Source organism: Flammeovirga sp. EKP202 (assembly GCF_014534745.1).
Classification (GTDB): Bacteria; Bacteroidota; Bacteroidia; order Cytophagales; family Flammeovirgaceae; genus Flammeovirga.
Window position 1 is genome coordinate 1 of sequence record NZ_JACVVP010000082.1, and the last position, 23,400, is coordinate 23,400.

A 23,400-nucleotide genomic window follows, 5' to 3' on the forward strand; every position below is an offset into this window, starting at 1 on the left:
GCGTTAAGAATTTCATGTATTGAGCCGTTAAAAATGATTTTTTTGTTTGAGCTTTAGCGAGTTTAAAATCATTTAGGCGAAAGGAATGGAATTTAGCTTTTGCGTTCAAAGCCTTGACTTTTTTGCTTCGTTTTTGTGTTAAGTCAAAAATGAAGAAGAAAGAAGCTTGAAAGTAGAGTCTATGAATGTTTCTAGGACGGTCGATTGAAAGTTGACGATAATTTAGTTTACAATGCACTTGAGATCAATAAATAACACCTAAAATGATTACCAAAGAAGAACAAAACTATGAAAATGTTAGGGGCTACCGTTTTGGATATCATCCCTTCGGAAAACCAAAACTCTCTGCTTATGTCTATTTTATTGATGGCCTTTTGATTGATACTGGTCAAAGTAAAGTCAGAAAAGTGCTGCTCAAAAGTCTAAATGATTTGCCTATTGAACAGATATTTATAACGCATCATCATGAAGATCATACAGGGAATATTCTACCTCTCAAAGAAAAATTTCAATGTCCCATTTACAGTTCTGAAAAGTGTGCTGAGTTTATGCATAACCCGCCTTCATTGAGTTTTGCTCAAAAAATAACTTGGGGAGATCGAGAAATTTATCAGGATTTGATTCCCTTAGACGATCACATTACAACAAAAGAGCATAGCTTTGAGATTATTCCTATTCCAGGACATGCTTCTGATATGGTCGCTTTATATGAACCAGAGAAAAAATGGTTGTTTTCAGCAGATCTTTATATTAATTCGTATATCGGTTATTTTTTGAATAGTGAAAGTATCGCACAACAAATAACATCGATTAAAAAAATATTAGAGTATGATTTTAAGGTAATGTTTTGCAATCATAATCCACAGTTAAACAACCCGAAAGCAAAGCTTCGAGATAAACTAAATTTCCTAGAATCTGCATACTCTTCTGTTTCTGAATTATATCAGAAAGGTTTGAATGAGAATGAAATTTTTAAGGCACTTGAACTAAAGGAAAATTGGCTTGTAAAGTTTCTGTCAGGTGGGATGTTGTCAAAAATGAATCTAATACGTTCAAGTATTCGGGATATTGAGTCAGAAAAAGAAAATCACTTCTAAAGCTTGATGACTAAAAGAAGTGATTTCATGCTATCTATTTGATCAAACCAACTTGGGTTCCAATCCATTCATTGATAGTTTTAAACAGAAAAGGATGATAACCTTCTATCTCTGTTAATTGGACATCTCCACGTTTTCCTCCTTTGATAAGTAAGTGATTGACATTAGGGAGAATTCGTGTGTCGAAGTTGGATTTATTTTTAAATGTTTGTACTCTGTTTTGATTCATAACTGGATCAAGCAAATTGTCTTTTGCTCCATATAAAGTCAAAACAGGTACTTTTACTTTTTCCCACGCAGGTTTTGCATCAAACTTATAATATTTTTTCCACCATTCTATGTACTCTGTTTCATCTAGAGTAGTTACATATTCGATCATTGGCGTGATTAAAATTTGATTGTGCGCCTTTGTTAACGCCTCTGTTTGTTCTCCAGAAGCAAGGTATTTGATCAATTCATCTTGGTAGTCCAACGTAATCTTGATATCCTCTTCAGTAAATTCATCAGCCCTTAATCGCTTCTCTAATGCCTGTCTTTCTTGATCCACAAACTTTGACATTGCACCAGAAATATTAACAATAAATTTGATGTCGCTCTCGTTTTCAATGGCCAAAGGCATTACGTATCCTGCTTGATCAAAACCAACTAAACCGATTCTTTTTTCATCAATTCGTTTCGCTTTCTTAAGCTTATGGATTACTTTCTTTAAGTCTGAAGCGAGGTCATTAAAATCGGCACTTTTACGATCGCCAGTAGAAACTCCGCATCCTCTTTTATCATAGACAAAAGTTGCAATGCCATAATAAGGAAGTGTTTTTACATATTCATCAAAAATATTTCCTCTGAATTGTTCACCAGCACCAGGGACGTAGATCACAAGAGGTACACTTTTATCTTCTACATTTGGGTAAGTCAGTGTGCCTTCAATATCTACATTGTCATTTTTGACTGTTATATCTTTAAAATCACTAAGTTCTTGAAGCCTTTTACCTTCTTTTAGTGAAGTGCCTTCAGTGTAGGAGTCATATTGAAGACGTTCAGCTTCTCCATTTTCGTTTTTATAAAGTGTAATGGTGAAATCAGTAGGGAATGATGAGGCCATTTTAGGACCAGCAGCAAAAGTGATTTGATGCTCATCTTTATAGGTAGGGTAAAGTACTCTTTGTTTACCATTTTTAAAGTCCAATACTCTTAATGGATTAATAGACCCATCAATGTAAAAAGGTTCAATTTGTATAATTCGACCATCTTCAAAGCTAAAATACCCCAAAAGGTTACCTAAATCTGCGATATGAATCGGAGAGAGACGGATGAGGTTACAATCAAATTCTTTGTAGCCCACTTGAAACTTTCCCATGATTGTAGAATCATTTAAAATTTCACCTCTGTATGAAGCAGCCATGGATGGAGTGTCAATAATAAATTTTAAAGAATCAGAGGTTTCAACATAATCATTTACTTTATCCGTTTCCTCTTGATGATAGAAAAGTTTGACCTTGATGGCTGAATCAATATCAACAAACATCAAATCGGGGTACAGATCAAAATCTGCTGTTCCAATCCATTTTCCTTTAAGGTTTTCGTTTTTCCACTGACCAAAGGCTGTATTGAATAGTGAGGTCAATAAAATTAGAGGAAGTAAAAATTTTAGCATTGTTGAAGTTTATGGTTTAAGATGAAAACCAATAATTAGTATATCATCTATTTGAAGTTCTGTTTTACCTTCACCGGTCATCCATCGTTCTAAAAATTGTTCCAAAGCCATACTTTGTTTCTGCATTGGAAGTTTATGAATCATTTCTAGTAAATCCCTAAACTTCTTACCTCCAATTTTTCTGTTGATAGGACCACCAAATTGATCTTGATAACCATCAGTGGCAATATAAAAGTCCGTTGGTGAAGTAATTTTCACTTCATGTGTGGTGTATTCAAAAGTATCAGTATCTGCCGAGCCAATACTAAACTTATCACCTTTTATATGCCCGAAATTATCTTTCTCAATATAGTAAAGTGGGTTTTTTGCCCCTGCAAATGTAAGAAGAGAATTTTTTTTATCATACACACACATGCATAAATCCATCCCATCTTTCAAAGCTCCTTTTCCTTCTACCTGTTTATGCAATTCTACTTTGATATAATAATTTAAATGATCTAGAATAATGCCCGGGTCTGTCGTCTTATCGGTAACTACAATCTGCTTTAATAAACGTTCGCCAATCATAGACATAAAAGCACCTGGCACACCATGTCCGGTGCAGTCAATAGCAGCTATAAAAGCATGTGTAGGAGTATCATAATGCCAGTAAAAATCGCCTGAAACAATATCTTTTGGTTTGAATAAAATAAAAGATTCTGGAAAGGAATGCTGTATTGCTTGAGTGGAAGGTAGTATAGCTTTCTGAATACGCTGAGCGTAATTTATACTAGCCGTAATTTTTTCATTTTTTTTCGAAAGCTCCCTTTTTTGGCTTTCAATTTCTTCATTTTGTTTTTCAAGTGAAGCATTCATAGATTGAATTTCTCCATATGCTTCTTCAATTTTTCGAGTATAACGATCTGTTTCTTGAGAAACTTTATCCAACTGTCTGGTACGTTCTTTTACCCTTCTTTCTAAAGTCCTCCTATCTTGTTCTTGCTGTTGAATTAATGAATCTTGAATACGCTCTGTATCTTCTTGAATAAATTTATATTTATCACTTAGGGCTAATGAAAGAAGCATGATTTCCATGATTGTGCCAAAAGCCAATGCATTTCTAGTGATAATATTGGAAGGGGTAATTCCTTCAGTCGTGAGCGTGTGAGTTAAAATTCCGAGGGTAAAAAAGGCCCATGCTAATATGAAATAACGAGCAAATTTATTTCCTTTTCTATAGATATAAATTCCAGAGGAGATTAAGACTAAAGCGTTAATAGAAGTGGCTTTATTAGAAAGTTCCATTACGGTTTGATAATTTCCTAAAAACGAGAACAAAAATAACAGACCACCCAAAGTGATCATACCTATCAAGGCTCCGTAAACATATTTAGAATAGTTTCTCACTTTCAAAAAGGAGAGCGTAAAAATGGAGGATGTGATAATCCATAAGCTAATGGCAATAGGAGCTACAAACTTTTGTAAACCTGGACTCCATTGGTGAAGGTATTGATAATTATGACCACTATAGCTTGAGAAGTAAATGACATTACTTACAATTGGCAACACATACAGTAAATAATTAATGTCTTTTAGTGAGAAAAAGATCATTAAATTATATAAAACCATAATTAAAATTATCCCAAAGTAGAGACCGTATAGCATCTCAGAAAATAAACTGTATTCAAGAAAAGCATCTGAACTGTAGATTTTCATGGGTAAATGTATTCCATTACTCGAGTAGACCTTTAGGTAAACATTGTATTGGGTATCTTTTTTTAATTCAAATGGTACAACAAAATTTCTATGATTAATCACTCTTGCATTGAACGGGAAAATATCACCCAATTCCCATGAGATATAGTTTTTTTGTCCTTCTTCTGCTAAGTAGACTTTTAAATAATCAATATTAGGATTGGCAATTTCAAAATACCAGTTCTTATTGTGCTCAACATCATGTTCGATGGGTATTTTTAGCCATAAAGTCTTTTCAAGAAAACCGAAATTAAGGTCATCATCTGATTTGATAAAATAATCTTCTGGTGTAGATTTTAATAGGTTAAAATCAGTGTCATGGTTATCAAGAAAATAATGGATTTTGTGATCTATTTTCAGTTCTTCTACTAATTCATCTAAATTGACAGCGGGTGTAGTATTTTGAGCATAAGTCGGGTTTATAGTAGCAGAAAGTAGAAAAAGTAATATGTATAAAACTCGCATATAAAAGCTAATGTAGTGTTCGTATTGAAAAAAGGTGCTATATTGTTTTCTAATATTCTCCTATTAAGTACATGGATGAAAGTAACCTTTTGTTCTTGAGTATTTATTGCCATTTAATCAATTGATTCTAATAGAGTAAGGAATAATCCTCAATTGGGTTTGAATATTTTAATGGGTATTTATTTTTTGGGTACTATGCATTGAAGTAATCGAAAACGAAAAATATTAGAAAATTATTTTTGAGTGGTTATTATACAAAATAGCATTTTTAAGTTACAAATTTTAATATTCAACTATATATTATACAATAAAGAGAAAAAAAAATGAGAATGAAACTAAAAAATTATTTTTTGTTTTTTTGTTTGTTCACAATCTGTCAGATTTCTTACTCTTCTGGAAAAAAAGCATTATTGATTGGGATAGATCATTATTATGACTCAGATAAAGAACGATATGCCGAATGGCAAGACCTTGATGGAGCTGTAAATGATGCTACGGTGATGTACAATCTACTAAAATCAAAATATGGTTTTAGTACAAAAGATATGACATTGCTCGTTTCTCCAAAATCGACTACTAAAAAATCAATTGTAAAGGCTTTTAATCAATTGGTCAAGTCTGCGAGTAAAGGTGATCAAGTTTGCATTTACTATGCAGGACATGGAGCTCAAATTCGAAATTCAAAATTTTATGAATTAGATAAAAAACACGAGGCCATTGTTCCTTCTGATGTATTGAGAACAAATGAATTTTTATTGGATGTTGAAATCAATGAACTTCTAAATAGAATATTAGATAAACAGGCTGAATTAACGGTCATTTTTGATAATTGCTTTAGTGGATCAGGTACTCGTGGTGCTATTGATCTTAACAGTTTGCAATCGCGTTATGTACCAGTAAGTGATATAGATATTGACCAAACTTACAAAAAACAAAAGTCAGCAGCCGAACGAGGAGCTTTGGTTGTATCAGCAGCTCAAGATTATCAGTTAGCCAAAGAATACAAAGACAATAGAGGACAATCGCATGGCGTTTTTACCTATGCGTTGATGAAGGCTATGCAAATGAGCTCGGTGAATGAATCAGCAGAGGATATCTTCAAAAGAGTAAATTCTATTATTCTTTATAATGCTGTTCCAAGACAAGATCCAGTAGTGGAAGGACAAGAGGAAAGAATGAAACAGCCCTTGTTTGGAGGAGTGGCAGATCCGTCAATTGGTGTACAAGTGGGTATTGTAGATGCTGAAAATAAATACAAAATTACATTAGACGGCGGTAGTGCAGTAGGGATTGTACCTGGTACGCAACTGACACATATTAAAAAAGAAGTTGTTATTGAAGTGACGGCTTTGTTTGGTGTGAATGGCTGCTACGGAAAAGTGATTCAAGGAAGCAAAGCATTGGAAGAAGGAGATTTGGTGAAAGTTACAAAATGGGCACCTTACAACAAGAATCGTTTAAAAATAGATTTTGGTCAGATAGGAATCTCAGATATTGAAGTCAACTCATTAAAAGAATTAAGCAGGTTATTAATAGACAAAGGTGTAATGGAATATGCTCCTTATGAAGAGCATGTCGGCTTGGTAGTTCGAAAAGTGGATGACAAATGGAAAGGTTTTTATTCCTCATCAGAGTCAGTATCTTTTGGACATTCTGTTCCTACTTTTGAAAAACTAGAAAAGGTAATTTCAAAAATGGAAGCTCCTAATAATAAAATTTACTTAGAAGTTCCTCCAACCACTGCTGTATTTCAAGAGTTGAATGGAAGTCTCTCAGGACAGCCAAAGATAGAACCAATTAAGCCTTCTGAAAAATTTGATTATCGTTTGATTGGTAGGTTTAATGAAAAAAGCGAATTAGAGTATTCATGGGTGAGATATGGAGCCCAAAAGGATGAGGAACAAAATCCTTTACCCTCATTTACGGATTGGGTAGCACCGCATAGAACATTTGCTTTAGCGAATTATGCTGAAAGATTGGGAGAGTTAAAAGGGTGGTTGACGATGGAAGTACCTCCTAATAATGCAAATTTTCCATTTAAGTTTGCATTAAAGAAAAACTCAAACGGTGACCTTGTTAAAAATGGAGCTTTATTGGAAGGAGAGGAATATGGTTTAGCACTCTATAAAGATGAAAACCTTTATAAAAGCTGGAATATGGAAGACCGCTATCTTTATATTTTCCTACTTACAAGTGATGGTTCAATGAAACTGTTATTTCCAGCGACAAACTCTTCAGTGGAAAATAATACTGAGCAGATTATGAAAGATGCTAGTGGTGATTATAAAAATGAAATACTAATTGGTCACCCTGATCTTTTAAGTGTGTCACCTCCTTACACTACTGATAATATATTGATGTTGAGTACAGTGACCGCAATCACAGATACTTCTATTTTTAATCAAGATGGTGTCCGAGAGCGTGGAAGTGGGGAACTTTCACTTGACGAGTTGATTGATGAAGAAGAGGAAAGAAGTTCAAAACAAAGTAATTGGTATTTGGAAAGACATACTTTTTTCGGAACCAATGCTCAATAAGTTACTATAAAATAAAACACCTCATCTATTGCTTGATGAGGTGTTTTTGTATGTTAAGTACCAAGACAAAATTATATACCACTAATTCCATTTATTGTTTTGCGATTACTTCCTTCAAAAAACTTTCAATAGAACCACTATTAATACGTTTTTTAGCGTTGTACTCACAAAAAATAAATAAGAATTAACTATGATTTATTTTTGTCTTAGTACTTATGAAGGAAGAATACAAACTATTTTTTTTCTCCTTTTTCTCTATTCTTTAAATGTTTTTTCTCTGCTTCTCGTATCACTTCAATTTCAGATAACGTATTTCCTTTTTCATTTTCTTTCACTTGATTTTTAGGAGAACCTACAATTTGTGAAGAGTAAATACTTGTATGCCCAGAGAACATATAGGCCGTAATACAAGCTACTGCAATAAAGACAGCAGAAGGAGCACCAAATAACTCAATACCCATCATCGTACAAGCCATTGGTGTGTTGGTTGCTCCACTAAATACACCTACAAACCCCATTCCTGCTAACAAAGCAACAGGTAAGGAAATGTGATTGGATAAGAAAGAACCTAAAGTTGAACCAATATAAAATAGGGGGGTCACTTCACCACCTTTAAATCCAGCACCTAAAGTAAATGAGGTCGTTAACGTCTTCATCAAGAAATCATACCAATGCATTTGAGTATCAAATGCAGCAACAATGGTAGGTACACCCAATCCAAAGTATTTTAAATCATAATTACTGTAGTCGAAACCGTGATTATAGTTAACAACTACAATCCCTAAGGCTAATACAACACCTCCAATCACAGGACGTAAAGGTGCATATGAGATTTTCGATTTAAATAATCCACCCCAATAATGACAAGCTTTAGAGAATAACATCCCTGTCAAACCAAAAGCAATACCAGCCACAACACATAAGGATAGATTTTGCAATGTCATCTCAGGAACAATTGGAATATGATATTCGGTATGTGTAATTCCTAAATGATGACCAAAAGTATGAGTCGCATAATTAGCGATAATAGCAGTGAAGAAAGAAGGGAAGATTGCTTCATATCTCATTCTACCAATAATATAAACTTCTAAACCGAAAATAGCCCCAGCAAGTGGAGTTCCGAAAACAGAAGAAAAACCAGCTGCAATACCTGAAATAATCAAGATTTTACGATCATATTTATCCAATTTGAATATTTTGGTAAACTGATCCGCAATCGCTCCACCCATTTGTACAGCAGTTCCCTCTCGTCCGGCAGAACCACCAAAGAGGTGAGTGGCAATTGTAGCAATTGTGACAAGAGGAGCCATTTTCAATGGGATGATTCTATTTGGTTTAGTGATTTCATCCAATAATTGGTTGTTTCCTTTTACAACATCTTGCCCTAAGTAATAATAACAAGCTCCAATTAAGAAACCACCAACGGGAAGTGCAAAAATGATCCATTTATGAAGTTCTCTCCATTCAGTAGCCCAATGTAACCCCCATAAAAAAAGAGCTGAACCAATACCGGTTAAACCACCGACTAGTGTACCGATTAATGCCCACTTGAGTATATACAAAACCACTGGAAATTGCTCTACTTTCTTTACCCAATCAGGAAGGTCTTCATGGGTGTAACCAAGAAAAGATGCCATAAATTTTTAACTAAATTTTATTTAAATTAAACTGTCATATTATTCTATGGTCACAATTTATGTGGTATAATTGGAATATTTATCTTTTTAAAGGATTCATTAAGCAAATAAAAGTGAGAATTCAATTTGTAATCAACAATGCTCGAAGAGATTTACTCAATAGCATTTATAAAATAGGCCCCTTTATCATTTCAATCATCATTGGAATAGGCACACTTGTCGCCATGATCAATTTTTCTGAAAATGTGGTCAAAGATATTGACAGTCAGGCAAAAGAAATGTTGGGTGCCGACCTAGAACTAAGAGCAAATCATCTTATATCGGATGATCTTCTTACTATTTTCGAGAAAGAAAAAAGTGAATTGGCTAAACAATACAACTTTGCTTCCATGGCTTTTTCTCCCAAACGTCAAGCTTCACGAATGGTGGACCTCAGAGCTTTGGAATTAGGATATCCATTTTATGGTAGTATTGAACTTTCACCTCAATCGGCATGGCAAAGATGGGAAAAAGAAGAACAAATTGCTTTGGTAGATAGTGCTGTGTTGTATCAGATGAACTTGTCTATTGGAGATTCTTTACGTTTTGGACAGACAACATTTGAAATCGCAGGAACTATAAAAAAAGGGGTAGGACAAAGTGCCATTATGGCGGCCGCTGTTCCTATCGTTTACTTCCCATTTAAATATTTGGATTCCACGGGCTTGATACAAAAAGGAAGTAGGGTCAATTACCGTTATTTTTTAGCCTATAATGATACAACAAATATTCAAAATCTGATTAATCAACAAGATGCCTTATTGGAGGAAGAAAGTGTGAGAGCGGTTACTTCCGAAAATAATACGGCAAGGATTGGTCGTTTCTTTAACGATATTGATGCTTTTCTCAAATTAATATCTTTTGTTTCCTTACTCTTAGGTTGTATTGGGGTTTCAAGTGGCATTTTTATTTATGTCAAAAGTAAGCTGAAATCCATTGCGATATTGCGCTGCTTGGGTGCCACTGCTATGGAAACCTTTATGATCTACCTACTTCAGATTCTCTTTTTAGGGTTGATTGGAGGGGTGATAGGATCAGTAATTGGTGTTGTCGCACAATTTAGTTTTCCTGCATTATTTGGAGATTTATTAATGGTAGAATTGAGTAATTCCATTTCTTTCAAAGCTATTGCCATAGGGATATTATTGAGTGTCATCATTTCTATTTTATTTGGGTGGTATCCGTTATTACAAATCTTAAATGTTTCACCTATTTATGTGTTAAGGTCTTTTCTTTTGGAAGGAAATACAGTCCATAATAAAAAATTGACATTCCTATTATTTATTACAATAAGTGGATTTGTCTTATTTTTCTCTTATTGGTTATTAGAAGACTTGACTAAATCATTTCTATTTCTATTTGCCATCTTAGTAGTACTTTTGATTTTGGGTGGAATTTGTTTTTCTCTAATTACAGTGTTGAAAAAGAGAGATTTAAACCAATTGTCGTTTAGCTTAAAATATGGAATTTCTCAATTGTTTAGACCCAATAATCAGACGCTTTTATTAGGAACTACCATAGGTTTAGGTGTTTTTCTGATAATCTGTATGCTTTCCATCAGAGGAATATTAATGGATAAAGTAAGTGATGTAGGAAATGATGGAAGTGCAAACCTTATCTTATACGATGTTCAGAAATCGCAAAAGGCAAAGCTATTAGATATGATTAATAGCGAAAAACTAGCTGTAGAACAAGAAGCTCCGGTAGTGACCATGTCATTGGAATATCTTAATGGAGAAACAAAGAAAGTGGCATTAAAAGATTCTACAAAAAATATCAAGAGATGGATTTTTGACAGAGAATATAGAGTGACTTATCGTGATCACTTAAAACCAAATGAGGTTACTGTAAAAGGGGAGTTTGTAGGGAAGTCTAGTATCAATGAAGTGGTACCTATTTCAGTGTCAGAAAGTTTTATGGAATCTTCGGGGCTTCAATTTGAAGATATCTTAGTATTTAATGTACAAGGTTTTGAGTTGAAAACAAAAATCGCACATGTCAGGAAAGTAGATTTTGCTAGAATGGAAGCAAATTTTGTAGTCTTGTTTCCTGCAGGCGTTCTTGAAGCTGCACCGAGTATCTATGTATTTGCACTCAATATCAAAGAAAAGGCAAAAATCGCTCAAATACAGAATAGGGTAATAGCTCAATTCCCCAACGTATCGGCCATTGATTTAGGGTTGATATTTAATTCAATCAATGAAATACTAGGCAGGGTATCATTTGTATTCCGTTGGTTGGGAGGCCTATGTATATTTACAGGCTTGTTGGTGTTGTGGAGTTTTATGTCTATCGGAAAATACCAAAGAAAGAAAGAAGCAGGTGTACTGCGAGCGATAGGTGCAAAGAAAAAACACCTAATACGTATCTCCTTGATTGAATATTTCTCTATTGGAAGTATATCAACCCTTACAGGAATTATATTAGGATGGATTGGATCCTGGTGCTTAGCGTATTTTGTCTTTGATTTACCCTTTTATATTGCATTCAAAGAAAGCATAATATTGGGTGGAATTGTTATTCTAATGACGATCTTGATAGGAGTTTTGTTTATGCGATCACTTTCAAAAGTGCCTTCAGTAGAAGTCTTGAAAGAAGAATAAACTTATTCTTGAACAGTAGTACTGTGATCCAAAGAAATTACTTTAACATTGGCTTCACTTTGTTTGTTTTCAGAATTGTTGGCAGACATTATATGATGTGCACAGACTAAAAAAAATAAGCCGACGAAAAAAAATAGTAATTTTGCTTTCATGTTGTAAGTAGTTGTATGCGTTAATCTAATAATCATCAGCAATATATATAATTATTTATTAAAATATTAACATTGAGGTGTTTAAAAATGTAAAAAAAACTCTTAATCGGCCTAATAAGCCCATTAAGAGTTTAATTTATGTAAAGATGAATCCAATGTGTACTCTATTTGAAAGTCAAAGTTATCAAACTTTAAAAGTCAACGTTAACTGTCCAACCCTCCAAATTAAGTAAGTTACTATTGGTTTCTTCTTTTTATCTCGTTTGAAACTAAAGTTAATTCTCTACCAGCTTGTCCAGCTACAGAAGTATTTTCTTCCGCTCTTCTGAATAAATAAGGTAACGCTTCTTTTACAGGACCGTAAGGCAAATATTTCGCAACATTAAAACCTGCATTAGAAAGGTTGAATGAAATGTGATCACTCATTCCAAATAACTGTGCAAAGAAGAAATTCGGATCGTTATCACTTACATTATATTTACTCATTAGATCTACTAACAGTTGATTACTTTTCTCGTTATGAGAACCAGCACATAGAGCAAAATCTTTGTGATTTTCCATGATAAATTCAAGTGCTTTATCAAAATCTCTATCAGTAGCTTCCTTTGTATGTTGGATAGGAGTAGGGTAGTTCATTTTCTTTGCTCTTTCTCCCTCTTTTTCCATGTACGCACCTCTCACCAACTTAACACCAAGAATAAAACCTTCTTGTTGCGCCTTTGCTAAATCAGACTTTAATTGTCCTAATTTGCTATGCAGGTACATTTGGTAAGTGTTGTATACAATTGCTTTTTGCTTATTGTATTTCACCATCATGTCGTAGGCCAATTGATCAACTGGACCTTGCATCCAAGTTTCTTCAGCATCAATGAAAATACGTACATCATGTTCATAAGCTGTTTTGCAAAGGTTTTCAACCCTTTTAACTACTTTAGACCATTGTGTTTCTTCTTCTGCTGATAACACTTCTCCTGCGTGTACTTTTTCTAAAAGACTTACAGCAGCAATACCTGTTAATTTAAAAACAGAAAAAGGAACATTATTATCTTGGTTTGCCTTTTTGATGGTCTCGATAATTTCAGCTTCAGTGGTATCAAAACTTTTATCATTTTGAGCACCTTCTACAGAGTAATCCAAGATAGACCCAATATTATATTTACCTAATGTAGCAATAGTGTCATTACTGTCTTCGATGGTCTCCCCACCACAAAACTGTTTAAATAAGGTTTTCTTTACTATTCCTTTAATCGGTAAACTTAATTTGAAAGCAAGGTTCAACATTGTTGTACCAACTTTCACTAAACCAGGGGAGTGCATCATTGCAAATAAAGCATACGTTTGCTTTAATTCATTGTCATTTCTCCACTCAAAAGCCGTTTTTGTATCTTCAAAATTTACGGTAGTTGTGTCTATCATTTTTTTAAGTTTAAATATTATTTCGATGCAAGAAGTAGTCGGTTTTTTTTCAAACCATAGTATGTGTATTGTAACAACAAAAATAGAATAATGTTAGAGTTTTTTTATATATCGTTTAAATATATTTATAATATTATGTTCAATTTTAAGCTAATAATTGACAATAAAACTTAATGATGAATAAAGTAGAACTCATTTCAAGTCTAATTAAAGACAGAAGATCATTTTATCCTCATGAATATATTGAGGGAGAAATACCTAATGAACACATTGATTTAATCTTAGAAAATGCAAATTGGGCCCCTAATCATGGTTTAACTGAACCTTGGCGTTTCTTTGTCTTTGAAAAAGAAGGACTTCAGGCTTTGTCTGAGGCTCAAGGGAATATATATAAAGACAATACTTCAGAAGAAGAGTTTGATCAGGCACGTTATGAAAAACTAGTCAAGTTGCCTTTACAGTCTTCTCACGTGATCGCCATTATCATGAAGAGAGGAAGTAATCCCAAAATTCCTAAAGTGGAAGAAATTGAAGCAGTAGCTTGTGCAGTACAGAACATGGCATTGACGGTGACAGCTTTAGGCTACGGTGGTTATTGGAGTACAGGAGGGATGGTCAAATTCAAAGAATCGAAAGAGTTTTTTGGTTTGGGAGAAGAAGATGAGTTTTTAGGTTTATTCTACATGGGTAAGATACCTCGAGAAAATAAAATAGGTAAGAGAAAAGAGATCAAGGAAAAGGTAACTTGGGTAAGATAAACTACTTACATTTCTGTATAAATAAAAACTATAATGGTATAGATTTAATCTTTGTAACTATGCCCTTATTTTTACTACATTTGTGCAACCAAATTACGTAAGCGTCGTTTTATATATACGTAATTGAAAATATGATAATTTGTTCATACATAAAATAATATTATAATGGGAAAAGCAGTAGAAATCACAGATGCTAACTTCGAAGAAGTTGTATTAAATTCAGATAAACCAGTTTTAGTTGATTTTTGGGCAACTTGGTGTGGACCTTGTTTAATGATGGCTCCAGTAATCGACGAGCTAGCAGTAGAATTGACAGACGCAGTAATCGGTAAATTAGACGTTGATGCTAACCCTCAATCAGCTGCTAAATTCGGTATCCGTTCTATTCCTACAATGTTAGTATTCAAAGGTGGTGAGCCAGTGGATAAAATCATTGGTGCAGTAGCGAAAAAAGAACTAGAAGCAAAAGTAACTGCTCAAATCTAGTTTTAACTATATCCAAAAAAATAGCCTTAGTTTTAAAACTAAGGCTATTTTTTTGCTCCATTGCATCAGATTTCTTAATTGAATAGAGTAGGTAGTTCACTACATCCTTTAATCGATCCATCTGCTTGCCAGATTTTAGGGAATTGACCAAAACCTGGATCTACACCCGGAGGTACTGAAAATTCAGGGTCAACTAAGCCTAGCATAAACACAATAAATTCTGCAGTTGAGATATAATACTTCGAAGCAGAATCGTCCCATTGCACAAAGTTTTCATACACATAGTCTTCCTGAACAATACCTACACCGAAACCAGGATCTGGGTTCACATTCAGACAACCTGCAGCTAACTGTAGACTCTGAGAGTACGTGGCCCCTGAGTCCGCCATGATAGTGTACTTGTAATCATCTGTCTTTGATGATCCTGTTAAGTTAAGTGTTGCATCAAAAACTACATCAACACTTGCTTGATCAATTGCTGTTGTAAGCTGAGAGACAATTCGTACCTTGTTTGTACTATGATCAAATGACACCTGGATGTTTTCAATTTCTAATTCATCACTTAGTGTTAAAGATTCACCGAAAGAGAAATAGATAGGGTTGACGTCTTTCCCTGATGTTGTTTCATCATCACTACAAGAAAGTACAAAGATCGAAAAACCGATCAACATTAATAGATTTAAAATTTTCATAACTAAAAATGGGTTATTAATATTTAGCAATTGAAATTTAGAGAACTGTGCTATAAAAAGTGGTATTTCTCTTTGAAAAATCCATAAGATTCTGAATATGAGAAAAGCCATCCCTTTATTTTCATAAAAAGATGGCTTTTGAGGTGTGTATAATGTGAGAGGTAAGTATAGACGTTACCTCTTTAATTTATACAACAATATTATTCCATTGTATGATAAACGTGTTGTACGTCATCATCTTCTTCTAGTTTTTCAATCAACTTGTCAACTTCTTCTTCCTGTTCAGCTGTCAACTTCTTGGTTGTTGTTGGGATTCTTTCTAAACCAGAACTGATGATTTCAACGCCCATGTCTTCCAATGCTTTCTGCAATGAACCAAAGCTTTTGAACTCACCATAGATCATGATTTTTTCAGTATCCTCATCGTTTTCTGCTTCTTCAACGAAAACCTCTTCAGCACCGAAGTCGATCAATTCTAACTCAAGTTCTTCAACGTCTAGCTCGCCTTTAGCGATTTTGAAGTGACATTTGTGCTCAAACATAAATTCAACAGAGCCAGAAGTACCCAAACTACCATTACATTTGTTGAAGTAACTACGAACGTTAGCTACTGTTCTATTATTGTTGTCAGTGGCAGTTTCTACCAAAACAGCAATACCGTGAGGTGCATAACCCTCAAATAGTTTCTCATCATAACTAGAAGTATCCTTGTCCGTTGCTCTTTTGATGGCACGTTCGATATTCTCTTTCGGCATGTTTTCAGCCTTACAGTTTTGTAATACCGCACGTAGTCTTGAGTTGGAATCAGGATCGGAAGAACCACCCTCTTTAATTGCAATTACAATATCTTTACCTAGACGGGTGAAGGTCTTTGCCATATGTGCCCATCTTTTTAATTTTCTTCCTTTTCTAAATTCGAATGCTCTTCCCATTATTTTATTTTTTTATTACAATTTGGAATAATGCTGTACCAAAAAGTAAATCGTTATTTTTTTGAAAGCACTAATTTAAAACTTTCAATAGAGATACAAAATAGTGCCTTTACCTTTTATTACTATCCTAGGATGTTTTCAATCACTCTTGGAAAATAAAAATGCTCTAACTTCAACACCTTAGCAGCCACTTCCTCAGGAGTATCTGTAGGGTCTAATTGTGTTGTAGCTTGTAAAATAAATTGTCCTTCGTCGTATTCATGATTACAATAATGAATGGTAATACCAGAAATACTTTCTCTATTCTCTACAACTGCACGATGAACGTTAATGCCATACATCCCTTTTCCACCATATTTTGGTAATAGTGCTGGGTGGATATTGATGACTTTATTAGGATAGTGATTGATAATATCTTCACTTACTAATAAAAGGAACCCTGCAAGGATAATAAGGTCAACATTGTTTTCCTTCAAGAAATTTAAAACAGTTCCATTTGAAAATTCTTTTTTCAAGAAACTATAATGAGGGATTCCCAGTGAGGCCGCTTTTTCTAATACGCCTGCATCTTTATTATTAGAAAGAACAACAAACTCAACGTTATCATTTCCTTCAAAATGTTTGATGATTTTGAAAGCATTCGATCCTGTACCTGATGCAAAAATACCTATCTTCTTCATGGTGCTAATTTAGTTTCTGCAAAGATAAACAGGTATTCAATTAAACACAGTAAATTGAGTACTATCTTTTGATTGTTTATGGTGTGAGGAGTAGGAGGAAGGGTAAATCACCTTTTTGTGGGTAAATTATCGTGTCGTGTACCTTCAATTGAAATTTCTGCAAGCATTTATAAGATCTACTTTCAAACTTCCTTCTTCTTCATTTTTCCATTGATGAAAAACGAAGCAAAAAATCTAGGCTTAGAAGTCAAAAGCTAAATTCCATTTCACTCGCCTCAATGATTTTAAACTCGCTTTGCTCAAACAAGAAAATCATTTTTAACGGCTCAATCCATGAAATTCTTAACGCTTTTCCCTTCAATGCCGAGGGAGATACTACTACATGATGTCTGATTACATGTCAAAAGACAAAGATTTTTTAATAATCTTCTAAAATGCAGTTATGTAGGGACGTTTTAGTAAAACGTCCTTGCAAACCACAATACACTACCATTTACCCTTCAAAAAAGGAATTAAATTAATTATTGAAACCACTGGCGCGAATGTTAAGCGATAGCGTCATTAGTGTCCTTCAGATCATTAGAAATCTCCTGATTTCTAAATACCATAAATATTTGAAAACTTAGTTTACAGTGTGTTGTTAATAGAATTCCGAATAATAGTTATGTGTAATGATGTTACATTACAATGTCAAAATGAACCATTAAAAAACACCATTAATAAGTATTGAAATTAACTTCTTATCAATGGTGTTTTTTAATAAGTACTAAGTCAAAAATAAATTATAGTCAATTCTAATTTATTTTTGACATAGTACTTATTGCAATTATTATTCTAGTTCAATTGCATTGATACCTAGTGAAGCAGCACCTAAAATACCCGCATTATTGCCTAGTGTAGCCAAACGAATATCTAAAGCATTGGTATAATACTCAGGTAAGAAGGCATTGATGACTTCATTCATGTTTCCTTTCAAATAATCAAAAGTTTCAGAAACACCACCACCAATAAGAATTGTTTTGATGTCTAACACTCTGACCACGGAAACAATTAGCTCTCCAACATATTTACCCATATCATGATAAACTTGTAAGGCAAGTTCATCACCTTCATGAGCAGCAGTAGCGACCATTTTGGCATCAAACTCACCAGATAAAGTCGTTGAAAGTTTCCCTTCTTTTATATAATTCTGAGCCATATTGATGATGCCCGCTTTACCGATGTTTTGCTCAATGGTATGTCCTGTACTTGACATAACATGACCAATTTCAAGGCCGTTGCCATCACCACCTTTGAACACTTGTCCGTTGATTACACAACCACCACCAACACCAGTACCGAGTGTGATGAAAAGATAAGTGTCAGGGATGTTTTCCAAACCAAAATGAAGTTCGCCAAGAGCTGCTGCATTGGCATCGTTGTCCATTGCAATTGGAAGCGATGGGAAATCCTTTTTAAGGATTTTCACCAAAGGTTGATTGCCTAGTGCAGGTACGTTGGGTAAGTCAAGTGTTGATGTTCCGTCTGCTGAAATAGTACCAGGTATGCCTATACCTACAGAAGCAATGTCAGGGTATTTTTTTAGTCTTTTAGCGAGTAATTTTGAGAAATTACAACAGAAGTCACCACCTTCAGAAACTTCCGCAGTAGGGTATTTTTTTTTCTTAATAATGTTACCATCGGAATCTACTACACCAAATTTGACGTTTGTACCACCGATGTCTACACCCAAAAATTGCTTCATAATCAATTACTTTTAATCACGTTAAAATTCTTTAAGGTTAATTTTAATAAATCATTTTTACTTTTCCTCGTGGATTATACAGAATTATTGATGTGTTTTTGTATTTTTGGCTGATACTCTTATTTAAAATATGTTCTTGAAGAAATTTTTGAAACAAGTAGCAGTACTACTATTTTTTTTATTCGTTCATATATGTTCTTTTGCTAAACTAGATGATAGTATACTTTTAAGTAATGACTCCACTTTTGATGAGGGACAATATATAGCAGGAAAAATTAGTGAATCTTTAACTCTAGGTAAACTAGATAGTGCCAAGGCTTGGTTGGACATAGAATCGGACTGTGTAAAGGTTTCAAATGATCATCATCGGATCTTTGATTTTTATTCCAATTTATGTGCTTATTATGAATATTTAGGGGCAATTGATACCGCTGAATATTACTGTGAAAAAGCCATCGATGTTGCTGAGGAAGCTTATGAACTTCAATTGATTTCATCAGGACATACCAACCTCGCTACCGTTTATACGGCTCAAGGAAAAACAGCAACCGCACTTAACCTCTTGAAAATTGCTTATGAGATTGATAAGCAAAGAGAAGATAAGGTAGACCTAGCCTATACGTTGAATAACATTGGTTACATTTATTTGCAGCATAAAGAATATGTTCAAGCTTTCGAGGTTTTTGAAGATATATTAAAACTGGAAATCGATTCGACGAACGTTTATTTAGATAGAATAAAAGGCACTGCTTTGTTGAACATTGCAGATATACACCTTGTATTTAAAGAATATGATGAACTGTCAAAAGTATTGACAAGGATTAATGACCTGAAGTTGTTTACTAAAAACAATGACTTTGAATCCTATGTTTTATTTTCAATTCTAAAAGGGCAGCTTGCAATGAGTCAGGGAGATTATTCTTTGGCAAGGAAAATATTTTTGATCACCGTCAAAGAAGCAAATAAGAAAGATTTACCATTACCGAAATTAAATTCTTATTTGGCAATTGGAGATTATTATCTCAAAAGAAAGCAATTCAATAAAGCGTACGAGGTCTTTGAAAGGGCATACAAGATCACGAAATCAAACAAATTGTTAGATTTTGAATACGATGTCTCATTGAAGTTAGCCGAAACACTGAAGAGTTTAAATAAAGATCAAGCTATATATTTTTACGAGAAAAGTATAATCCTTTCGGATAGTTTGTTTGATATTCAGAAAAGTGAGGCAGTCGCTGATATGCAAGCCTTTCACGAAGTGGAAGATCAGAAAGATGAAAATGATGTATTGAGAGAAATTGAACTAAAATCGAGCAATCGTTTAGATGCTCAGCAAAAGTTTATCTATTTCACCATTATTATTGTACTGATATTATTAGTTTTTCTCTACTATATTTATCTCAATCAAAGGAAAACCAAAAAGCTGAACTTTAAGCTGACTTCAGCATTGGACAAGATTGAGATGGCCAATATTGAGATCGAAAATGTGAATGAGGAATTATTAAAGAAAAATGATATTCTCAAAGAGACATTAGAACACTCTGAGGCACAAGGAAAGCAATTGAATTATCAAAATCAGAAAATTTCAAACAGTATCAAAAGTGCACTCCTGATACAGTCTTCTATATTACCATCGCAACAAGTGATTGATCATGCCTTTCCTAATAATTTCATTTTCAATCAGCCCAAAGATATTGTTAGTGGTGATTTCTATTGGTTTACAGAACAAGATGACTGGAAAATTTATGCTTGCATCGATTGTACCGGTCATGGGGTGCCAGGTGCACTGATGTCTATGATGGGAGCAAGTTCACTTTATGAAATTGTCAGAGGAAAAAGAATATTTTCTCCTTCAGAAATCCTCAAGGAACTTAACAATATTGTAGTTAGAAATCTTCAACAAGAAAAAACAATGAACAATGACGGTATGGATATGTCTATCATTGCCGTTAATGGAAATCAATTGTATTGTGCTGGAGCTAAAAACCCTATCTATTTGGTACGTGACAACGAAATCCACAAGTTGAAGGCTACCCGAAAATCAATCGGAGGTGAGCTTAACCTTTCTTACGAAGAGCATCATTGGGAAATTCAAGCCGGAGATTGTTTGTATATGGCCACTGATGGTTATCAAGACCAATTCGGAGGACCAAATGCGAAAAAATTTCTAGTGAAAAAGTTTAGAGAAACTTTATTGGAAGTATCCTCGAAAACTGTAGAAGAACAGAAAAGAGAATTAGGCATTACAATCAATAATTGGAGAAGCATTGGAAATTGGGAACAAGTTGATGATATGTTGATCGTTGGCATTAAGTTCTAATTCTCCTTTTTTAAGCTCATTATCGTCAACTTTTAATTGGCCTTTCCAGAAGCATTTATAGGGTCTACTTTCAATCTTCCTTCTTTTTCATTTTGTCTTGAAACAAAAACGAAGCAAAAAATTCAAGACTTAGAAGTCAAAAGCTAAATTTCATTCCTCTCGCCTCAATGATTTTAAACTCTCTTTGCTCAAACAAGAAAATCATTTTTAACGGCTCATTCCATGAAATTCTTAATGCTTTTCCCTTCAATGCCGAGGGAGGTACCACTAAATGATTGTCTAATTTAGTATCAAAAGAAAAGTGTTTTGTAATTATCTTCTAAAATGCAGTTGTGTAGGGTCGTTGCATTGCAACGTCTTTTCGAACCACAACGCACTACCATTTATCTTTCACAAAAGGAATTGCTGTAATTAATGAAAATATAGTTTACAACATAATGCAGAAATGAGTATTAATAGTAATTTATGAAATAAAAAGCGACAAACATCAACGTATACCTTTCCAGGGATCAAAATCAAAATTATCCATATATTTTTGCCAAGAGACAATCAATAATTTTTCATGTCCATTATCCATGATAGGGGTATATCCAAGGTCAAAACAAAAGAAGTAGGTTTTATGCTTTTGAGTTCTGTAAAAGGAAGTGAAAAATTTGAAATCAAACCCCAGTTCCTCTACCGTAGTTCTTCTGACTGTACCTTTTCCATGAGGACATAGTTTTCTTAGAATTTTGTAATTCTTATGAATGATTTTTTCATGCATTGATTTTGTGAAATATCGTTGATTTAATATTTCGTTGTTGTGAGCATGCCTGCAAGTCGGGTTACAAAATTTCTTATCCGATCTTCCCATTAAAATAAGTTTTTGGCAATAGAGGCATTTTTTTTCTTTCATGAATCTATGTTTGTTAAGCAATGTAGTTTGAGTTTTTCAGAGAAATACATTAAAGTATAATTCACTCCTAATTTAGTAAATAAGCAAATATAAGCGATTATAATCGCTTAATACTCGGATAAATAGGGTAGTTTTTGTGAATTTGGCAATACTATTAATCTCAAAGACTGTTGAAATGACGAAAGTAAATGTTACAATTCGCTTAAATCCTATCAAAATTCAGAATCAAAAGTTTATAAAATTAACTTTTCCGATGACTGATGGGGTGAAGAAATTGGTGAAAACACTACCGAATGTAAAGTGGAGTAAAGAGTTAGAGTGTGTTTATATCCCCGATGGCTATAAAAGTATTCAATCTGTTTTTACTACTTTTAAAGGAATAGGATGGGTAGATACAAAGGCTGTTTTTCAGAGTAATAATAAAGAAGCTTTAACTGAATCTGAAGAATTGAGTTATGAGTCATTCTATAAGAAAATTCCCAAACTCTATCCCAAATACAAAGCAATACATTTGATAGCATTAGTCAAAAAGCTTGAATTGTATCGATATGCTTTAAATACCGCTCAGATCTATACTTCAATGTTACAAAAATACCTCGATCATTTATACCGTAAAGGATATCAGGATATAAGAACAATAGAAGATGGACAATTATCAAAGACACTATTGGAACAATACCTTTTTCATATTGTTTCCGTTGAAAAAAGATCTGATTCTTACCAAAATCAAGCACTGAATGCAGTGAAATTTTTCTTAGAAAGGGTGCTGGAAAGGGATTATTGTTATTATAACGTGCAGCGTCCAAGGAAAAAAGAACGTTTACCCGTTGTATTGAGCACTGAAGAAGTAAAATCAATTTTTACGAATACAAGAAATATTAAACACAAGGCAATATTGATGACTATTTATTCTGCCGGCCTGAGAATAGGAGAGCTAATCAATTTGGAGATAAAGGATATCGATTCAAAGAGGATGTTGATAAGGGTAGTAGAAGGAAAAGGAAATAAAGATAGAAATACACTTCTCTCTGAAAAGAACTTATTGATCTTAAGGCAGTATTTTAAGATTTATCGTCCGAAAAAGTATCTATTTGAAGGGGAAAAGGAAGGAACGAAATATAGTAGAACTTCTGTTTCCAAAATTCTTAAACGTGCTGTCATAAAATCCAAGATTCAGAAACGAGTAACAGTCCACACTCTCCGTCATAGTTTTGCAACACACCTTTTAGAAAATGGAGTTGATTTAAGATACATACAATCACTATTAGGTCACAATTCATCGATGACAACACAGATTTACACTCACGTGAGTACCAAAGTAGTACGTGAAATACAAAGCCCTCTTGATAATTTGTAATATATATTAGAATAATAATGTATTGCATTTGATTGTTAGAATTTCTTTCCTACCTTGAAAGGAGTAAACTATTTTACTATTGTATATACGCCACTATGTCACATTATTGGGAATAAAGTGAACAGTGGTGTTTATCAAATGTTAGTGTTGAATAGTCGAGCCAATGTGCAAGACTTCAACTTTTCGAGAAAATAAGGAGATT

Annotated in this window: 16 protein-coding genes; 7 read left to right on the plus strand and 9 right to left on the minus strand. The window is 33.8% G+C overall.

The annotated features are described in order from the left end of the window. Window positions 1–263 precede the first annotated feature (263 nt). Window positions 264–1,097 (plus strand): MBL fold metallo-hydrolase, encoded by an 834-nt coding sequence (locus IC221_RS27755; RefSeq protein WP_188172066.1) that lies wholly within the window; start codon window positions 264–266, stop codon window positions 1,095–1,097. 34 nt (window positions 1,098–1,131) lie between these two features. Here the strand turns inward: IC221_RS27755 and IC221_RS27760 are convergent, their stop codons facing one another. Together IC221_RS27760 and IC221_RS27765 are read right to left on the minus strand one after the other, a co-directional pair. Continuing rightward, window positions 1,132–2,751, minus strand: a complete 1,620-nt coding sequence (locus tag IC221_RS27760; RefSeq protein WP_188172067.1) for a S9 family peptidase — start codon at window positions 2,749–2,751, stop codon at window positions 1,132–1,134. A gap of 9 nt (window positions 2,752–2,760) precedes the next feature. Next, entirely contained in the window at window positions 2,761–4,950 is a 2,190-nt protein-coding gene (locus tag IC221_RS27765; protein WP_188172068.1) for a 7TM diverse intracellular signaling domain-containing protein, read from the minus strand. Between the two features lie 323 nt (window positions 4,951–5,273). On the opposite strand from IC221_RS27765, the gene IC221_RS27770 reads away from it, so the two are divergent. Further along, window positions 5,274–7,487 carry a caspase family protein gene (locus IC221_RS27770; RefSeq protein WP_188172069.1) on the plus strand — a complete coding sequence of 738 codons (2,214 nt, stop codon included), beginning with the start codon at window positions 5,274–5,276 and terminating at the stop codon, window positions 7,485–7,487. A 233-nt stretch (window positions 7,488–7,720) separates the two neighbouring features. Here IC221_RS27770 and IC221_RS27775 read toward each other — a convergent pair whose 3' ends face one another. Beyond that, window positions 7,721–9,124 (minus strand): voltage-gated chloride channel family protein, encoded by a 1,404-nt coding sequence (locus IC221_RS27775; protein WP_188172070.1) that lies wholly within the window; start codon window positions 9,122–9,124, stop codon window positions 7,721–7,723. A gap of 113 nt (window positions 9,125–9,237) precedes the next feature. Between IC221_RS27775 and IC221_RS27780 the strand changes: the two genes are divergently transcribed. Beyond that, on the plus strand, window positions 9,238–11,766 hold the full coding sequence (locus IC221_RS27780) for an FtsX-like permease family protein (RefSeq protein WP_188172071.1): 2,529 nt from the start codon (window positions 9,238–9,240) through the stop codon (window positions 11,764–11,766). Between the two features lie 389 nt (window positions 11,767–12,155). Here IC221_RS27780 and IC221_RS27785 read toward each other — a convergent pair whose 3' ends face one another. Then, window positions 12,156–13,334: a proline dehydrogenase family protein gene (locus IC221_RS27785; protein WP_188172072.1), complete on the minus strand. Its 1,179-nt coding sequence runs from the start codon at window positions 13,332–13,334 to the stop codon at window positions 12,156–12,158. Between the two features lie 173 nt (window positions 13,335–13,507). Here IC221_RS27785 and IC221_RS27790 point away from each other — a divergent pair, with 173 nt between their 5' ends. Continuing rightward, window positions 13,508–14,092: a nitroreductase gene (locus tag IC221_RS27790; protein WP_223241522.1), complete on the plus strand. Its 585-nt coding sequence runs from the start codon at window positions 13,508–13,510 to the stop codon at window positions 14,090–14,092. Between the two features lie 165 nt (window positions 14,093–14,257). After that, on the plus strand, window positions 14,258–14,578 hold the full coding sequence (trxA, locus tag IC221_RS27795) for a thioredoxin (protein WP_044200460.1): 321 nt from the start codon (window positions 14,258–14,260) through the stop codon (window positions 14,576–14,578). A gap of 74 nt (window positions 14,579–14,652) precedes the next feature. On the opposite strand, the gene IC221_RS27800 is transcribed toward trxA, so the two are convergent. From IC221_RS27800 to IC221_RS27815, 4 genes are all read right to left on the minus strand, one after another. Then, a complete protein-coding gene (locus IC221_RS27800; protein WP_188172073.1) occupies window positions 14,653–15,270 on the minus strand; it encodes a hypothetical protein in 618 nt (205 codons plus the stop codon). Window positions 15,271–15,470: 200 nt separating this feature from the next. Then, window positions 15,471–16,202 carry a YebC/PmpR family DNA-binding transcriptional regulator gene (locus tag IC221_RS27805; protein ID WP_188172074.1) on the minus strand — a complete coding sequence of 244 codons (732 nt, stop codon included), beginning with the start codon at window positions 16,200–16,202 and terminating at the stop codon, window positions 15,471–15,473. Window positions 16,203–16,324: 122 nt separating this feature from the next. Then, the gene (locus tag IC221_RS27810) at window positions 16,325–16,882 is read right to left on the minus strand and encodes a phosphoribosylglycinamide formyltransferase (protein WP_188172075.1); all 558 of its coding nucleotides are present in this window, start codon (window positions 16,880–16,882) and stop codon (window positions 16,325–16,327) included. 829 nt (window positions 16,883–17,711) lie between these two features. Next, complete coding sequence (locus IC221_RS27815) at window positions 17,712–18,626, minus strand: ROK family protein (protein WP_188172076.1); 915 nt, start codon at window positions 18,624–18,626, stop codon at window positions 17,712–17,714. A gap of 148 nt (window positions 18,627–18,774) precedes the next feature. On the opposite strand from IC221_RS27815, the gene IC221_RS27820 reads away from it, so the two are divergent. After that, the gene (locus IC221_RS27820) at window positions 18,775–20,946 is read left to right on the plus strand and encodes a SpoIIE family protein phosphatase (RefSeq protein WP_172665776.1); all 2,172 of its coding nucleotides are present in this window, start codon (window positions 18,775–18,777) and stop codon (window positions 20,944–20,946) included. Window positions 20,947–21,433: 487 nt separating this feature from the next. Here the strand turns inward: IC221_RS27820 and IC221_RS27825 are convergent, their stop codons facing one another. After that, window positions 21,434–21,841, minus strand: a complete 408-nt coding sequence (locus tag IC221_RS27825) for a hypothetical protein (RefSeq protein WP_188172077.1) — start codon at window positions 21,839–21,841, stop codon at window positions 21,434–21,436. Between the two features lie 175 nt (window positions 21,842–22,016). Here IC221_RS27825 and IC221_RS27830 point away from each other — a divergent pair, with 175 nt between their 5' ends. Continuing rightward, the gene (locus IC221_RS27830; RefSeq protein ID WP_188172078.1) at window positions 22,017–23,198 is read left to right on the plus strand and encodes a tyrosine-type recombinase/integrase; all 1,182 of its coding nucleotides are present in this window, start codon (window positions 22,017–22,019) and stop codon (window positions 23,196–23,198) included. Window positions 23,199–23,400: the final 202 nt, after the last annotated feature.

What these genes read in the sequence shown, in the direction of transcription:
- IC221_RS27830 (WP_188172078.1), top strand. Translation starts at nt 22,017, where the DNA reads ATGACGAAAGTAAATGTTACAATTCGCTTAAATCCTATCAAAATTCAG.
- IC221_RS27760 (WP_188172067.1), bottom strand. Translation starts at nt 2,751, where the DNA reads ATGCTAAAATTTTTACTTCCTCTAATTTTATTGACCTCACTATTCAAT.
- IC221_RS27755 (WP_188172066.1), top strand. Translation starts at nt 264, where the DNA reads ATGATTACCAAAGAAGAACAAAACTATGAAAATGTTAGGGGCTACCGT.
- IC221_RS27775 (WP_188172070.1), bottom strand. Translation starts at nt 9,124, where the DNA reads ATGGCATCTTTTCTTGGTTACACCCATGAAGACCTTCCTGATTGGGTA.
- IC221_RS27790 (WP_223241522.1), top strand. Translation starts at nt 13,508, where the DNA reads ATGATGAATAAAGTAGAACTCATTTCAAGTCTAATTAAAGACAGAAGA.
- IC221_RS27800 (WP_188172073.1), bottom strand. Translation starts at nt 15,270, where the DNA reads ATGAAAATTTTAAATCTATTAATGTTGATCGGTTTTTCGATCTTTGTA.
- IC221_RS27825 (WP_188172077.1), bottom strand. Translation starts at nt 21,841, where the DNA reads ATGAAAGAAAAAAAATGCCTCTATTGCCAAAAACTTATTTTAATGGGA.
- IC221_RS27810 (WP_188172075.1), bottom strand. Translation starts at nt 16,882, where the DNA reads ATGAAGAAGATAGGTATTTTTGCATCAGGTACAGGATCGAATGCTTTC.
- IC221_RS27785 (WP_188172072.1), bottom strand. Translation starts at nt 13,334, where the DNA reads ATGATAGACACAACTACCGTAAATTTTGAAGATACAAAAACGGCTTTT.
- IC221_RS27805 (WP_188172074.1), bottom strand. Translation starts at nt 16,202, where the DNA reads ATGGGAAGAGCATTCGAATTTAGAAAAGGAAGAAAATTAAAAAGATGG.
- IC221_RS27815 (WP_188172076.1), bottom strand. Translation starts at nt 18,626, where the DNA reads ATGAAGCAATTTTTGGGTGTAGACATCGGTGGTACAAACGTCAAATTT.
- trxA (WP_044200460.1), top strand. Translation starts at nt 14,258, where the DNA reads ATGGGAAAAGCAGTAGAAATCACAGATGCTAACTTCGAAGAAGTTGTA.
- IC221_RS27765 (WP_188172068.1), bottom strand. Translation starts at nt 4,950, where the DNA reads ATGCGAGTTTTATACATATTACTTTTTCTACTTTCTGCTACTATAAAC.
- IC221_RS27770 (WP_188172069.1), top strand. Translation starts at nt 5,274, where the DNA reads ATGAGAATGAAACTAAAAAATTATTTTTTGTTTTTTTGTTTGTTCACA.